The sequence below is a fragment of the Micromonospora sp. NPDC000316 genome (genome assembly GCF_042898885.1).
Taxonomy (GTDB): domain Bacteria; phylum Actinomycetota; class Actinomycetes; order Mycobacteriales; family Micromonosporaceae; genus Micromonospora.
The window spans coordinates 106,619-121,182 of the sequence record NZ_JBIAZG010000013.1; the positions used below are offsets into that span (position 1 = coordinate 106,619).

Below are 14,564 nucleotides of genomic sequence, written 5' to 3' on the forward strand. Positions count from 1 at the left end.
TGGCCCGGTGGTCGTGGGAGCGACCACCGGGCCACCGATGTGTCGGGCCTCAGCGGGCGTGACGTTCCGGGTGTGCCCGGTTCCACACCCGCATCCGCTCCGGATACCCGGTGCGGGCCGCCTCGTAGAGCGGCACCGCGTGCTTGCGGGCGATGGCGCCCGCCGCGCGCGGCGTGCCCGTCCGGCGGCGGATCCACTCGCCGTCGTGCGCGATCGCCATCACTGTCGTGTCGGTCGCGGTGGTCTCCGGCTCCAGGTAGAACTCCACCCCCTGCCGGCTGGTGACGAACGCCTCCAGCGCCGCGAGGTCCTCCCGGGTCGCCTCCCGGTCCAGCTTCGTCGGGGTCGCCCCGGTGTCCCGGGACCGTCGACTGAACCAGCCCATGCCCCACCCCTCTCCTCGACGCCGTCCAGTGCACCACCGAATCCTGGCAATACGCTGCACGCGAGGTGGGAGTGACCTGGTCGGGCCGGGGATGGAACCTCCGGAGCACGGGCGGTGTCATGAGTGTGACCCAACCGGAGGACCCCCTGGACGACGACGTGCTCGTCACCCGCGCTCGGGCCGGCGACCTGGAGGCGTACGACCTCCTGGTGGCCCGACACACCGCGTCCGCGCACCGGACGGCGGTGCTTCTCGGCGCGGGATCGGACTCCGAGGACGTCATCCAGGAGGCCTTCGTGAAGGCGTACCGCAGCCTTGCCCGCTATCGGGGCGAGTCGTCCTTCCGGTCCTGGCTGCTGGCGATCGTCGCCAACGAGACCCGCAACCTGCACCGGTCACGCAGCCGGCGGGACGGCCTCGTCCTGCGGGCCGCCACGGCGAACCCGGGGTCCGAGATCGCCGAGGACGACGCGGTCGACGCCGTCCTGGCCGGGGAGCGCCGCGCCACGCTTGTGGGGGCCCTGCGCCAACTTCCCCAGCGGGATCGTGAGGTGATCGTCTGCCGGTTCCTCCTCGACCTCAGCGAGGACGAGACGGTGGCGATGCTGGGCTGGCCCCGAGGCACTGTGAAGTCGCGGACCTCGCGGGCACTGGCGAAGCTGCGCGGCCTGCTCGACGGTGCGGAGGCCCGGCATGGGTGACCTCGAAAGGGAACTGCGCGACCTCTCGGCCTGGTTGGAGACACCCGATCCGCCCGACGTGACCGCACGCGTACGCGCACAGCTCACCGCGCCCCGGCGACGCCGATGGCTCCGGTACGCCGTCGCGGCGCTTGTCGCAGTGCTGGTGGCGGTGCTGCCGCCGGGGCGGGCCGCGGTCGCCGACGCCGTCGCCGGACTGCTCCGCCTCGCCGGAGTCACAGTCGACACGTCGTCCGCCCCGCAACTGCCCACCGGCAGTCCGTCGCCGTTGCCCACGCAGCGGGCCACCGCCCTGGACGAGGCGCAACGCGCGGTGCGCTTCCCCATCCGCCTACCGGCGGGGTTGGGCGTACCCGAGCAGGTGCTTGTGGCCGACCCCGACGATGCGGGCAGATGCCGGGTGGCGACGCTTGTCTACCGTGGTGGCGCGCTGCGTGTCGACGCCTTCGACGGCCGTCTCGACCTGGCCTTCCACAAGCAGGCCAGCAGTGCCGGGGTGGACTGGACGCACGTGTTCGGTGACTTCGCCGTGTGGGTCGACGGGCCGCACACGCTCGCCTATGTGGACCGGGCCGGAACGGTTCGGACGGAGACCGCCCGGCTGGCCACCTCGACGCTGATCTGGGAGCACCGTGGCGTGAGCTACCGGCTCGAGGGCGACCTCACCAGGGCCGAGGCGGTGAAGATCGCCGAGTCGCTTGTCTAGCGGAACCCGGCGGGCTCGACAGGTGTCGCCCTGGTGAGACGCGCGTCAACGCTTGTCGGGAGGGGCGAGATGGGTTTCCGGGGCAGAGTTCTGCTGGCGTCGGTTGTCCTGCTGGCGGGCTGCACGACCGGCCAGCCGGCCACGCCGGACGGTCCCGGGGCGACAAGCGCCTCGGCGGCCGGCTGCGGCTCGCGGGTCGAGACGGGGTCGCTGCCCGACTGGGCGGACGCCGGGTTCAGCGGGGACGCCCACCCACCGCACGTCCTCGGCGCGGGAGGCGACATCGTGGCCGTGCTGTTCGGCCACCCGCTGGCGCACACCAGGCGGGACGGGTCGAGCAACAAGATCCTGTGGGTTGCCCGCCCTGCCACGCCGTCGTCCGGCGCGCTGTCGCCCGATCCGCTGGCGATCACCGCCACGCTTGACGGCACCGACACCACTGTGAGCCGGGAGGTGGCCGGCGGCCCCGGGCCGTCGATCATCGACCTGCCACGGGCGGGTTGCTGGCGCCTCGAACTCCGCTGGGCGGGGCACACCGACACGATCGACCTTGTGTACGCCTGACCAGGGGCAAAGGGAGGTAACACCCACTCCCTGCCACTCTCAACATATATCGCAGACGGGGCCTTGTGGCAAGACCCGGGTGATGCCCCAGAATGGCCCGGCCAACGCCATAACCTGCGGAAATGGGAGTCACAAGAATGCGGGCCGATGACGTCAAGCCGCCGGACACAAGCGTGTTCGACCTCCCCGACCGCCTCCGCGCCAAGGCCGACCCGACGCTGATCGCCGCAGATACGCAGCACTTCACCGCCATCGCGGAGAGCCTGGAGCAGGCGTTCGCCGACCTGTCCGAGCGCCTCGACACCGCCCGGAAGGCGCCCGCCGGCAAAGGCCGACAGGCGTCGGACCGCGACCAGGAGGTCCGCCGGTTGACCGGCCGGCTACGTACGCTGCGGCGCTTCGGTCTGGATCTGTGCCTCGGACGCATGGTGAGCGCCGACAATCGCGAACCCGTGTACGTCGGACGACGCGGCCTCACCGACAGCACGGGCCGACGGCTGCTCCTCGACTGGCGCTCCCCCGCCGCCGAGCCGTTCTTCGGAGCGACCCACGCCAACCCGATGGGGCTGGCGAGCCGCCGCCGCTACCGCTGGACGCTTGGCCGGATCAGCGACTACTGGGACGAGGTGTTCACCCCGGACGGGTTGGAGGGGCACGTCGCGCTCGACGACCAGTCCGCCTTCATCGCCAGCCTGGGCAGCAGCCGGTCCAGCCGGATGCGGGACGTCCTGAGCACCATCCAGGCCGACCAGGACGCGATCATCCGCGCCGGATCCAGCGGCGCACTCGTCGTCGACGGCGGGCCGGGCACGGGGAAGACGGTCGTCGCGCTGCACCGCACCGCCTACCTCCTCTACGCCGACCCGCGCCTCGGTCACCGCCGCGGCGGCGTGCTGTTCGTCGGGCCGCACCAGCCCTACCTGGCGTACGTCGCCGACGTCCTGCCCAGCCTCGGCGAGGAGGACGTACAGACCTGCACCCTGCGGGACCTCGTACCCGAGGGTGCCGGGGCGGTCGTCGAGACCGACCCCGACGTGGCCCGGCTGAAGTCGTCAGTGCAGATGGTGAGTGCGATCGAGGCGGCCGTCCGGTTCTACGAGGAGCCGCCGACCACGGGGATGACTGTCGAGACCGACGACGTCGATCTCCGGCTGAGCGCCGACGACTGGGCCGAGGCGTTCGAGGCGCCGGGACCGGGCACACCGCACAACGAGGCGCGGGACGAGATCTGGGAGGCGCTGCTCACGATCCTCGTCGACAGGTACGACGGCGACGAGCCGGAGGACCTGGTCCGGGGGTCGCTGTCGCGCAACCGGGAACTGCGTGCGGCCGTCAACCGCGCATGGCCGCTGCTCGACGCGGCAGACCTCGTCGGAGACCTGTGGTCGGTGCCCGCCTACCTGCGCGCCTGCGCTCCCTGGCTCAGCCCCGACGAGGTTCGCAAACTCCAGCGCGGCGACGCCCGAGCCTGGACGGTGGCCGACCTGCCGCTGCTGGACGCGGCACGGCAGCGGCTCGGCGACCGGGAAGCCTCCGGGCGCCAACGCCGGCACGACACCACGATCGGCATCGAACGCGAACGCATGGCCGCTGTCGTCAACGATCTGATCGAGGCACACGCCTACGACGACGGCGAGGGTGTGTTGTCCAGCCTGCGTCAACTGGACCTCCAGGACGCCCTTGTCGACGAGGCCGTGCTGCCAAGCATCGAGCCGGACCAACTCGCCGGCCCGTTCGCGCACATCGTCGTGGACGAGGCCCAAGAGCTGACCGACGCCGAATGGCAGATGCTGCTGCTGCGCTGCCCGTCGCGGAGCTTCACGATCGTCGGGGACCGCGCCCAGGCCCGGCACGGGTTCACCGAGTCCTGGCGGCAACGGCTCGAACGGATCGGGCTGGACCGGATCACCCTGACCTCGCTGAGCATCAACTACCGGACGCCGGCGGAGATCATGGCGGAGGCCGAGCCGGTCATCAGGGCCGTGCTACCGGACGCCAACGTGCCGACCTCGATCCGGGGCAGCGGCGCTCCCGTCGTACACGGATCTGCTGTTGATCTGGATTCGGTCCTGCACACCTGGCTCGCCGCGCACGACGAGGGCATCGCCTGCGTCATCGGCGATCCCACATTCGCCGCGACGCCCCGCGTCCGGTCGCTGACCCCGGAGTTGGCGAAGGGGCTCGAATTCGACCTGGTAGTGCTCGTCGACCCCGACGCGTTCGGCGAGGGCGTCGAAGGTGCGGTAGACCGTTACGTGGCGATGACCCGCGCCACCCAGCAACTCGTCGTCCTCACGAGCTCCTAGGCTGCGGGGCGTGGACCGGGACGTACGGACGGCAGCAGCGCGCAACAACGCCGAATGGTGCGACGTCGTCTGCGGCACCCACGGGGTGGCCGGCCGGTTCGACGACGACGCCTGGTCGGCTCCCCGCCGCTCCCCGACCTGGTACCCGGATGCCGTCACACTGCGCCCCGGCGTCGACGCCGACGCTCTGCTGGCCCGGATCGACGCAGGGCCCGGCGCGTCAGTGAAGGACAGCTTCGCCGACCTCGATCTCTCCGGGTACGGCTTCCGGGTGCTCTTCGACGCCCAGTGGATCCACCGCCCACCGACGGACCCACCGGCCGGACCGCTGCTCACCCGGGTCACGACCCCGCAGGGGTTGGCCGCGTGGGCGACGGCGCACGGCGGCGGGGACCTGTTCAGGCCGGCCCTGCTGGCCGACGACCGGGTGCGCGTGCTGGCCCGGTACGACGGTCGTGGCGAGATCACCGGCGGCGCGGTGGTCAGCGGCGACGGCCCGTACGGGGTCTCCAACCTGTTCTCCCGCACCGACAAACCCGGCGAGATCTGGCACGGGGTGCTCGCCACAGTGCCCCGCCTGCCGCTGGTCGGCTACGAATCCGGCCCTGATCTCACCCCCGCGCTCGAAGCCGGCTTCACCGCGGTGGCACCCCTCCGGGTCTGGCTCCGCGCCAACCCCCCACCCCGTTGATCATGAAGGGTGGGGTGGGGTCAGGGGAGCCGGGTCAGGTCTTTTTTGGTTAGGCGCAGGGCTGCTGCGGCGATGTTGGCTTTCAGGTGTTCCGGGTCGGTGGTGCCGGGGATGGCCAGGACGTGGGGGCCCTGGTGCAGGGTCCAGGCCAGGCGTACCTGATGGGGGGTGACGCCGTGGGCTCGCGCGACGGTTTCGACGGCCTCGTTTTGCTCGGCGCTCGCGCCCGCCTCCCGGCCGGTGCCGGCAAGCGCGAAGAACGGCACGTAGGCGATCCCCCGCTCACCGCAGAGCCGCACGAACGCGTCCTGCTCCCGGTAGGCGTCGACCCCGTAGTTGTTCTGTACGCAGACCACCGGCGCGATGCCCGCCACCTCGTCCAGATGCTCGGGCCGGGCGTTGGAGAGGCCGAGGTGCCGGATCAGCCCCGCGGCTCGCAACTCGGCAAGCGCGCCGAAACGGTCGGCAAGCGGCACCGGCCCCGGCCCTCGGCCGAGCCGCAGGTTGACCACGTCCAGCTGGTCGCGGCCGAGCCGGCGCAGGTTCTCCTCGACCTGGGCACACAACTGCGCAGGGGTGTACGCCTCGGTGAAGCCGGTCTCCGGGTCGTACCCGAAGCCGACCTTGGTGGCGATCACCAGATCCTCCGGGTACGGGGTGAGCGCCGCGCGGATCAGCTCGGTGGCGTACCGGGTCGGCCCGGTGCCCACCCGCAGCGTTCCGCCGGGCGAGACGTAGAAGGCGGCGGTGTCGATGTGGTTGACGCCCAGCTCCACGGCGCGGCGCAGCAGGGCGACGGCCCGGTCCCGGTCGGGGTTCGCGGTGATCCGCATGGAGCCGAAGCCCATCCGGTGCACCGTGCGGTCGCCGAGGGTCCAACTGCCCGCCGCGGCGGCACTGATCTCGTCGGTTGGCATCGGGCGAGATTAGCCAGCGCGGGCACGCGGCGCAGTCGGCCGCGTACCCGATACCGCTGAACTGCGATATGAACTAGTTTTGGTGTGCTGGGGCGGCCTGTGGCGGGCGCAACACCGACACCAACGCCAGCGTCGGCACCAGCAGCAGCGGCACCACAAGCAGGGCTCGCAGGGTGCCGACCCGGTCGCCGAGCAACCCCAGCAACGGCGGCCCGCCCAGGAACGCCGTGTAGCCGATCACCGCGACCACGCTGACGCGGACGGGCGCGTGGGCCTCCTCGTCGGCCGCCGCGCTCATCCCGACCGGGAAGCCCAGCGACGCGCCGAGCCCCCAGAGCGCGACGCCGATGACGGCCACCGGCCCCGAACCGGCCAGCACGGCCAGGCTCGCGCCCACCACGGCGAGCCCGATGGTGCCGGTGAGCACCCGCACCCGGCCCCACCGGTCCAGCGCGATCGTGCCCACGGTGCGCCCGATTGTCATGCCGACGACGAAGACACCGAAGACCGCCGCGCCGGCCGCCTCGCTCAGCTCCCGGCCGTCCACGAAGGCGACCGCCAGCCAGTCGTTGGCGCTGCCCTCGGTGAACGCCATCACCAGCACGAACAGCCCGATCAGCAGGGTGCGCGGCTCCCGCCAGGCAGCCAGTTGTGCACGACGCCGGGCGGCCGGGCTGGCCTCCGCCGACTGGTCGGCCTGGTCGGCGGCCGGCTGCGGCAGGAACGCCCGCGAGCCGAAGTGGGTGCCGACAAGCACCACCACCGCCACCGCGGCGAGGTGCGCGCCGACCGATACGTCGAAGCGGGCCGTCCCGGCGCCGAGCGCCGCGCCGGCCACCGACCCGAGGCTCCACGCCGCGTGAAAGCGAGGCAGGATCGTACGCCCCAGCCGCCGCTCCACAACCGTGCCCTCGACGTTCATCGCGACGTCGCAGGCACCGGAGCCGTAGCCGAAGGCGACAAGCCCCACCGCGACGACGACTGCCGAGCCGGCCACTGTGGCGCCCAGCCCCGCCACTGTCACGCCGACCGCGACAAGCACCGTCGCCAGCCGCACGGTGCGGGCCGTGCCGAGGCGCTGGGCGAGCAGGCCGGAGGTGGGCATGGCGAGCAGCGCGCCGACGCTCATCGCCAGCAGGAGCAGCCCGAGGCGGCCGGCGGAGAGGTCCAACGACTCGCGGACCGCCGGCACCCGGGAGAACCAACTGCCGACGGCCAGCCCGTTGAGGGTGAAGACGACGGCGACGCCGTTACGGGCGAGCCGCACGGCCTGTGACGCTGCCGCCGCGTCGTCCGAAGAGACGGATGGGCTGGTGGGGGCGCTCACGAGGGCTTGTCCTCTTTCTTCGGATGATTTCCTGGCACGATCGCACACCTGAGAGCGCTACCACCACAACCGGCGACCGCCCCTTACCGACGACGATCTGGTCGGGGGATGATTCCGGCAGGTGTTCGTCCGCCCGGACGGTGACCGGAGGAGGGGACGATGACGACAGCGGCACACCGGCCGGCCACCCTGGAGGACGTCGCACGTATCGCCGGGGTGTCCCGGTCCACGGCCTCTCGGGTGATCGCCGGGACCGGGTTCGCCTCGCCGGCCGCCCGGGAACGGGTGGCGGTGGCCGTCGACCAGCTCGGCTACACGCCCAACCCGGCCGCCCGCGCACTGGTTCGGGGCGGCGGCGTACGGCTTGTGGTGGCGGTCTCGGGAACCAGCGCGGCGGTGCTGGACGACCCGTACGTCCACCGGGTGGTCGGCTCGGCCGCCCAGGTGTGCGCGCCGAACGGCATCGGCGTGGCGCTGCACTGGTTGCCGCTCGGCGAGCCGGAGTCCCTCGACCAGCTCGCCAGGGACCGCAGCGTGTGCGGCGTGATGCTCGTCAACACCACCGAGGATCTGCTGGCCGTTGTGCCCCGATCGCTGCGCGGCCGGGTGGTGTCGATCGGCATCGGCTCGGCCACCGTCCCGTCGTTCGACGTCGACAACACCACAGGTGCCGGCGACGTGCTGCGCCACCTGTACGCCACGGGCCGCCGCCGGATCGCCATGGTGACGGGCCCCCAATGGCTGCCGTGCTCCCAGCGCCCGGTGACGGCGTACCGCCGGTTGATGCAGCAGGCCGGCCTGCCGGAGCGGGTGCTGCCCGGTGACTTCACCGCAGCGAGTGGCCGGGTGGCGGCCGACGAGGCGTTGCGCCGCTGGCCCGACGTCGACGCGATCTACGCGATAAGCGACGAGACGGCCCTCGGTGTGATCGCGGCGCTGCGCGACGGCGGGGTACGGGTGCCCGGCGACGTCGCGGTGGCCGGCTTCGACGACATCCCGTTGGCAAGCCTCACCACACCGGCGCTGACCACCGCGAGTCACCCGGTGGGGCGGATCGCCACCGCCGCGGCCACCGCCGTGCTGGACAGCCGCCCGGCCGCACCGCTCACCGTCTTCCCGTCCGCCCTGGTGGCCCGCGCCAGCGCCTGATGCCGAGTGACGGGACGCGCGGCGTTGGTTCAGTCGGCGCGGGTTGTGCCCGCGTACTCGGGTGAGGCGAGGAACCGGGTCAGCACCTCGACGGTGCCCGGCGTGTAGGGCCGGCCGTCGAGCACCTGCTCGCCGGGCACGAAGACCATCGCCGCGCCCTCGCCGAGCACCACGTCCTCCTGCCGGGCGTCTGTGCTGCCGACGAAGTAGTGCACCTCCAGGCCCAACTCGGACATCGACTGCACGGCGAGCGGGCGCAGCGGACCGTCGGCGCGCAGGCCGGTCTCCTCCCACAGCTCCCGCTCGGCGGCCTGCTGCGGGGTCTCCCCCGCCTCGCCGTAGCCGCCGGGCAGACCCCAGACGTTCGGGTAGAAGGCGGCGTTGCCGTCGCGCAGTTGCAGTAACAGCCGCCCGTCGGGATCCACAAGGAGCACGCACGCGTTCATGACCACCCGGGCAGCGTATGCCAGCAGGGGCCCGAGGTCATGAACGGCGGCATAAATCGGCGTTGGGCCCAACGCTCCAGAATATCCATTCGTGCAGGTACCGACCCCACCCTAATGTGACAGCCCAGCGGTAAGATCAGCGACTGCGTTGTGACCGATCGCTGACTGCTCGTGGTGAAAGCGATCACACACACTGACTCCATGAACAGCAGAGTCAACCGCGGCAAGGCACTCCGCGTCGCGGTGTGTCTCCTTCTTCTCGCCGCGCTGAGCGGCTGCATGCGACTCAACATCGGGCTCACCGTCAACGCCGACGACACCGTCGACGGGCAGTTGTTGCTGGCCGCCCCGAAGAACCTGTTGAGGATCCAGAACAGGAACATCCCGGCGGCGTTCGCGCAGCTTCGGCAGAACATCCCGGCGCTGCCGCCCGGCGAGGAGACCCCCTATGAGGACAGCGAACTCTTCGGCACCCAGATCAATTACCGCAGGGCGCCACTGGCGGGCTTCGACAGCGAAAGCGTCAAGCTGGTCCGGGATGACAATTTCTACCGCTTCACGTTGTCGCTCGACCCCAAGAAATACGGCGGAAAGATAGCCCAGCAGGATCCGAAACAGCAGGAGGAATTCCTCCGGTTGATGTCATTCGAGATCTCGGTGACATTTCCCGGTTCGGTGATCGACACCAACGGCACTGTCAACGGCCGGTCGGTCACCTGGAAGGTGGACTCCAACCAGGGCAAGCCCGGCGAGTTGCAGGCCGTCGCCGAGGCACCGCCACGCCCGTCGGTCACACCGGTCGCCGCCGCCGAGAAAGGCGGGCTCCCCTGGCTGCTGATCGTCGGCGGGCTGCTCCTGGTGCTGGTGCTCGCCGCGGTGGGCGTACTCCTGCTGCGACGGCGACGCCCGACGGCGCTGGCACCCGCCGGGCCGCAACCGACGCCGCTGGCACCGGCCGGGCCTGAACCGACGGCGCCAGGGGCGCCCGCCAGCACACCCTAGGCCGGTTGATCCACTCGGTGGCTGGCCCTGCCGGCCGCGCCCGGCCCGGCCGCCCTCGCCGACGGCGACCGGCGTCGGTGCTCCCACTCGGGCGCACCGACCCTCACCACCACCACATCCCGGTCGCACCATCGCAGAGAAGGGGGATCGTCGTGAACGATCTCTACACCTGGGCCGCCCTGGGCAGCCTGGCCGGCGCGAGCGCCGCCACCCTGCTGGCCACGAACGTCATCGGCGGGCTGATCGGCCCGAGCGGCGACAAGCTCCGCAAGTGGATCGCCATCGCCGTCGCGCTGCTGCTGTCCTACGTGACGGCGGCGTTCGCCGACGACGCCAGCGGCGAGAAGTGGATCATCGCGTTCTTCAACGCGCTTGTCATCTTCTCCGCCGCGCTCGGCGTCAACCAGTTCCCGCCCGGCAACCGGCAGGCGACCCAGCCGTCGCCGACGCAGGTCGCGCAGGGTCGTGAGCCCCGTGTCTTCCGCTCGTGGGTCTGAGGGGATGTCGTCATGATCTTCGGAATTCTCAGCGCGGCTGTTCTGGTCGGCGTCAGCGCCGTCTTCGGCCTCCTGGTCGGCGGCCCGGTCGGCCTGCTCATCGGCGCCGTCGTGGGCCTGCTCGTCGGTGCGGTGTTCGGCTGGGCGGTCGCCTCCGCCGGGGTGTACGCGCCCGACGCCCGCGGCATCTTCCTCTTCGTCGTCGACCACACGTGGAGCCTGCCCAACACGGTCGTCGGGGCCATCTACCTGGCCGTACACCTGATCTTCGGGCACTCGCTGGACCGGCCCATTTCGTCCGGAAGCGGCCGGGTCAGCGTGGTCGAGGGGGTCTCGCCCCGCTACGCCACCACCATCGGCACGGTCTGCGCCGGCTCCAGCTCCGGCATCCAACGACACGAGGACGTGCACATCTTCCAGGGTCGCCTGCTCGGCCCGCTCTACATCCCGCTGGTGCTGGCGAACTACGTGCTGTTCACCATCGCCCCGATCTGGCTGCTCTACCACGACCACACCAACGCGCCGATCAACCGCTTCACCCGCTACTTCGAGATCGGCGTCTACCCGCACGTGTGGAACGAGGCCATCGCGTACCGGATCCAGGGGACGCCGCCGCGATGAGCACCGACGGGCGCGGACCGATCGAGACGGCCACCGCCGAGTTGGCCGACTGGCTGACCAACGCGGCGGGGGAACCCGTCCCGGTCGGCCCGCCCCGCGCCGACGGCGACGCCGCCGGGCTCACCCTCTGGCCCCTCGACCTGCGCCCGGCCCGGCAGACCCGCTCCAGCGGCGCGGTCCGTGAGCCGTACCGGTTCACGATCCGCTACCTGCTCTGCGTGAGCGGGCCGGCCGGGCTGCCCCGACTGGACCGGGTGCTCACCGCCGCGACCAGCGACGGCAGGTATCAGGTCGTGCTGGAGGCCGGCGACGCTCCTGTGTGGAGCGCGTTCGGCGCCGCGCCCCGCCCGGCGCTGCTCATCGACGTACCGGCACAGGTGGACCACCCGACGCCCGCCGCGCCGCCGGTGCTGCAACCGCTGCGGCTGCGCCAACTGGAGGTCCGCACGCTCACCGGGCGGGTGGTCGGCCCCGAGGACCAACCCCTCGCCGCGATGCGCGTCGAACTGCCCGCCACGGCGTCCGCCGCCCGGACCGGCCCCGACGGCCGGTTCCGCATCGCCGGGGTTCCGCACGACCCCGACAACCCCACGCCGGTACGGCTGCGACTCAGCGGACGTGGGCTCGTGCTCACCGCCGACGTCGACGCGGACGAGCACGACATCGTCATCGTCTGCGCGCCACCGACCCACTGACGCCCACCCGCACAGGAGGACCGATGCCCAGCTACTTCTCCCCCGGCATCTATGTCGAGGAGGTCCCCAGCGGCGCCCGACCGATCGGACCGGCGAGCACAAGCATCGCCGCGTTCGTCGGCGTCGCCCCGAACCGCACCGCCCAACTGGGCAGGGCGGTGCCCGTCAACAACTGGACCGAATTCCTGCGACTCTTCGCCGACGGCGACCAGACCGAGAGCACCCCGCTGGCCCGAGCCGTCTTCGGCTTCCTGGACAACGGCGGCGCCCGCTGCTGGGTCGTGAACGTCGGCGAGGGCGGCGCCATCACCGGCACCGGCCAGCGCCGCGCCGGCCTGCAACTGCTGGAGGCGGTCGACGAGATCTCCATCATCGCCGCGCCCGGCTTCCACGACGTGGTGTCCCACGAGGCCCTGCTCAGCATGGCCGAGCGGACCCGCACCATGGTGGCGATCTGCGACCCGGCACCGGACATCGACGACATCGCCGCGCTGACAAAGGTCGCCACGCCGTCGTCCGGCAAACCCCCGAAACCCGCCGAGGGTACGGGCGGCGGCGCTGGCTCGGCTGGCGCTGGCTCGGGCGGTGGCGCTGGCGGCGGCTCCGGCTCGGGCGGCGGCGCTGGCTCCGGTGGGCCTGAGGGTGCTGCGTACCGGCCCCGGCAGTCCGAGTTCGGCGCCTTCTACTACCCCTGGCTGCGGGTGCGCGACCCGATCAGCGGGGAGCTGGAACTCACCCCGCCGAGCGGGCACCTCGCCGGCATCTGGGCCCGCACCGACGCCCTGCGCGGCGTCCACAAGGCACCCGCCAACGAACCCGTCCGCGGTGCCGTCGACCTGGGCTACCTCGTGACCCGACCCGAACACGACGTGCTCAACCCCAAGGGCGTCAACGTGATCCGCTACTTCGCCGGCGAGGGCATCCGCGTCTGGGGCGCGCGTACGCTCGCCGCCGAGGCAAGCGAGTGGCGCTACCTCAACGTACGCCGGCTCAGCATCGCCATCGAGCAGGCCATCGCCAACGGCACCCGCTGGATGGTCTTCGAGCCGAACGACTTCACGCTCTGGCGCTCGATCCGACGCGACATCGGGGCGTTCCTCACCCGGGTGTGGCGTGACGGCGCGCTGCTCGGACGCAGCCCCGAGGAGGCGTTCTTCGTCAAGTGCGACGAGGAGACCAACCCGCCGGACGTACGCGACGCGGGCATGGTCATCGCCCACATCGGCATCGCTGTCGTCAAGCCCGCCGAGTTCGTGGTGTTCAAGCTGAGCCAGTGGGCCGGCGGCACCGAGACCGAGACGATCGGAGGCTGACACATGCCCACCACAGCCACCCCGCAGCCCGGCGCCCCTGTCGACCCGTACCGGGCGTACAACTTCCGGCTGCTCATCAACGGCGTCACCAACGGCCACTTCACCGAGATGAGCGGGCTGGAGGTGAACATCCCCGGGCAGCCGTACCGCGAGCACGGCCTCGGCCGGATGCGGATGGTGCCCGGTCAGGCCGAGTACGAGCCGGTGACGCTGCACTTCGGCCTCACCGCGTCCCGCGAGCTGTGGGACTGGGTGAACGCCACAGCCCAGGGCACCCTCAACCGCCGCAACGTGTCGGTAGTGCTGCTGGACTCCGTGGGCACCGCCGAGGTGCTGCGCTGGAACCTGATCGACGCGTGGCCCACCCGGTGGCGCGGCGCGCACCTCAACACCCTCAGCCACGAGATCGCCATCGCGTCGCTGACGCTTCGCTATGAGGGCCTCGAGTTGGAGTCCGGCAGTGCCACCGCGCCGACCCCCGCGTAGCTGGCTGGCCGGCCAGTTGCGCTCGGCCGCCGGGGCGACCCTGCGCCTCGCCCGTCAGGTCGAGGACACCGGCGCACCACGCCGGCCGTCGGATGAAAGGCCCTCGGACCAGCGGTCGTCGGACCAGCGGTCGTCGGAGCAACGGCCGTCGGAGCAACGGCCGTCGGAGCAGCGGTCGTCGGAGCAGCGGTCGGTGGATGGACCGGCGTCGGTTGGCGAAGCGGCGCCGCGTCGGTTCGGGGAGCCGCCTCGGCACTGGCTGGACCTCGTCGCCGCCCACGCTCCCGGGCTGCTGCGCGAGCTGGATCTCGACGGGACTGCGGCAGGCCGACCCGACGCTCGGGACGTACCCGATTCGGCCGGATGGGCCGGCGACGGCACGGGTCCGGGGCAACCGGTCCCTGCCGACCCAGCGGTCCACGGTGCGGCGACGGGCCACTGGCCGCAGGCAGGTACCGCAGGCTCGGTGGGTGCGGCCGGCGCCGCTCGCTCGTCCGGTACAGCTGGCACCTCCGGTGCGCAGGGTCCGATGGGTGCTGGGGGTTCGTTCGGTGCAGGCCGTTCGTTCGGTGCAGGCGGGTCGTTCGGTGCGCTCGGCTGGGTTATTGGTGGTGCACCTGACGGGCTCGGGGGGCCGGGTGACACGGCGAGCGGCGGAGAGCCGGACCAAGGGCGGCGTGGCGCGGGCAGGCCATCCGGGCATCGCACCGGACCGCATCGTTCCGACACCTCAGCCGAAGGATCCACCGGAAGAACCC

Annotated in this window: 16 protein-coding genes; 12 read left to right on the forward strand and 4 right to left on the reverse strand. The window is 71.8% G+C overall.

Annotated features, from left to right (window positions below; translation table 11 throughout):
• Positions 1 to 49: 49 nt before the first annotated feature.
• Complete coding sequence (locus ACFY2Q_RS22810) at positions 50 to 385, reverse strand: hypothetical protein (protein ID WP_387133378.1); 336 nt, start codon at positions 383 to 385, stop codon at positions 50 to 52.
• A gap of 119 nt (positions 386 to 504) precedes the next feature.
• Here ACFY2Q_RS22810 and ACFY2Q_RS22815 point away from each other — a divergent pair, with 119 nt between their 5' ends.
• From ACFY2Q_RS22815 to ACFY2Q_RS22835, 5 genes are all read left to right on the forward strand, one after another.
• Positions 505 to 1,086, forward strand: a complete 582-nt coding sequence (locus ACFY2Q_RS22815) for an RNA polymerase sigma factor (protein ID WP_387133380.1) — start codon at positions 505 to 507, stop codon at positions 1,084 to 1,086.
• Positions 1,079 to 1,792, forward strand: a complete 714-nt coding sequence (locus ACFY2Q_RS22820; protein ID WP_387133382.1) for a DUF4367 domain-containing protein — start codon at positions 1,079 to 1,081, stop codon at positions 1,790 to 1,792. The genes ACFY2Q_RS22815 and ACFY2Q_RS22820 overlap by 8 nt, the downstream gene beginning before the upstream one ends.
• 33 nt (positions 1,793 to 1,825) lie before the next feature.
• Positions 1,826 to 2,356 carry a hypothetical protein gene (locus tag ACFY2Q_RS22825; RefSeq protein ID WP_387133384.1) on the forward strand — a complete coding sequence of 177 codons (531 nt, stop codon included), beginning with the start codon at positions 1,826 to 1,828 and terminating at the stop codon, positions 2,354 to 2,356.
• Between the two features lie 122 nt (positions 2,357 to 2,478).
• Complete coding sequence (gene helR / locus ACFY2Q_RS22830) at positions 2,479 to 4,662, forward strand: RNA polymerase recycling motor ATPase HelR (RefSeq protein ID WP_387133386.1); 2,184 nt, start codon at positions 2,479 to 2,481, stop codon at positions 4,660 to 4,662.
• A 10-nt stretch (positions 4,663 to 4,672) separates the two neighbouring features.
• Entirely contained in the window at positions 4,673 to 5,353 is a 681-nt protein-coding gene (locus ACFY2Q_RS22835) for a hypothetical protein (protein WP_387133388.1), read from the forward strand.
• A gap of 20 nt (positions 5,354 to 5,373) precedes the next feature.
• Here ACFY2Q_RS22835 and ACFY2Q_RS22840 read toward each other — a convergent pair whose 3' ends face one another.
• The gene (locus tag ACFY2Q_RS22840) at positions 5,374 to 6,270 is read right to left on the reverse strand and encodes an aldo/keto reductase (RefSeq protein WP_387133389.1); all 897 of its coding nucleotides are present in this window, start codon (positions 6,268 to 6,270) and stop codon (positions 5,374 to 5,376) included.
• A 73-nt stretch (positions 6,271 to 6,343) separates the two neighbouring features.
• Positions 6,344 to 7,597, reverse strand: a complete 1,254-nt coding sequence (locus tag ACFY2Q_RS22845; RefSeq protein ID WP_387133390.1) for an MFS transporter — start codon at positions 7,595 to 7,597, stop codon at positions 6,344 to 6,346.
• Positions 7,598 to 7,756: 159 nt separating this feature from the next.
• Between ACFY2Q_RS22845 and ACFY2Q_RS22850 the strand changes: the two genes are divergently transcribed.
• Positions 7,757 to 8,746 (forward strand): LacI family DNA-binding transcriptional regulator, encoded by a 990-nt coding sequence (locus ACFY2Q_RS22850; RefSeq protein WP_387133392.1) that lies wholly within the window; start codon positions 7,757 to 7,759, stop codon positions 8,744 to 8,746.
• A 29-nt stretch (positions 8,747 to 8,775) separates the two neighbouring features.
• On the opposite strand, the gene ACFY2Q_RS22855 is transcribed toward ACFY2Q_RS22850, so the two are convergent.
• Positions 8,776 to 9,192, reverse strand: coding sequence for an NUDIX domain-containing protein (locus ACFY2Q_RS22855; RefSeq protein ID WP_387133477.1), 417 nt, complete (start codon positions 9,190 to 9,192; stop codon positions 8,776 to 8,778).
• A 201-nt stretch (positions 9,193 to 9,393) separates the two neighbouring features.
• On the opposite strand from ACFY2Q_RS22855, the gene ACFY2Q_RS22860 reads away from it, so the two are divergent.
• The 6 genes from ACFY2Q_RS22860 to ACFY2Q_RS22885 all read left to right on the forward strand — a co-directional run bounded on the left by ACFY2Q_RS22860 (position 9,394) and on the right by ACFY2Q_RS22885 (position 13,806).
• The gene (locus tag ACFY2Q_RS22860; RefSeq protein ID WP_387133393.1) at positions 9,394 to 10,194 is read left to right on the forward strand and encodes an LppM family (lipo)protein; all 801 of its coding nucleotides are present in this window, start codon (positions 9,394 to 9,396) and stop codon (positions 10,192 to 10,194) included.
• 152 nt (positions 10,195 to 10,346) lie between these two features.
• On the forward strand, positions 10,347 to 10,691 hold the full coding sequence (locus ACFY2Q_RS22865) for a hypothetical protein (protein WP_387133395.1): 345 nt from the start codon (positions 10,347 to 10,349) through the stop codon (positions 10,689 to 10,691).
• A 12-nt stretch (positions 10,692 to 10,703) separates the two neighbouring features.
• Positions 10,704 to 11,312, forward strand: coding sequence for a glycine zipper family protein (locus tag ACFY2Q_RS22870; RefSeq protein WP_387133396.1), 609 nt, complete (start codon positions 10,704 to 10,706; stop codon positions 11,310 to 11,312).
• Positions 11,309 to 12,007: a carboxypeptidase-like regulatory domain-containing protein gene (locus ACFY2Q_RS22875; RefSeq protein WP_387133398.1), complete on the forward strand. Its 699-nt coding sequence runs from the start codon at positions 11,309 to 11,311 to the stop codon at positions 12,005 to 12,007. Before ACFY2Q_RS22870 ends, ACFY2Q_RS22875 begins: the two co-directional genes overlap by 4 nt.
• A gap of 23 nt (positions 12,008 to 12,030) precedes the next feature.
• Positions 12,031 to 13,320 carry a phage tail sheath subtilisin-like domain-containing protein gene (locus ACFY2Q_RS22880; RefSeq protein WP_053659852.1) on the forward strand — a complete coding sequence of 430 codons (1,290 nt, stop codon included), beginning with the start codon at positions 12,031 to 12,033 and terminating at the stop codon, positions 13,318 to 13,320.
• Positions 13,321 to 13,323: 3 nt separating this feature from the next.
• Positions 13,324 to 13,806 (forward strand): phage tail protein, encoded by a 483-nt coding sequence (locus tag ACFY2Q_RS22885; RefSeq protein ID WP_167943963.1) that lies wholly within the window; start codon positions 13,324 to 13,326, stop codon positions 13,804 to 13,806.
• Positions 13,807 to 14,564 lie beyond the last annotated feature (758 nt).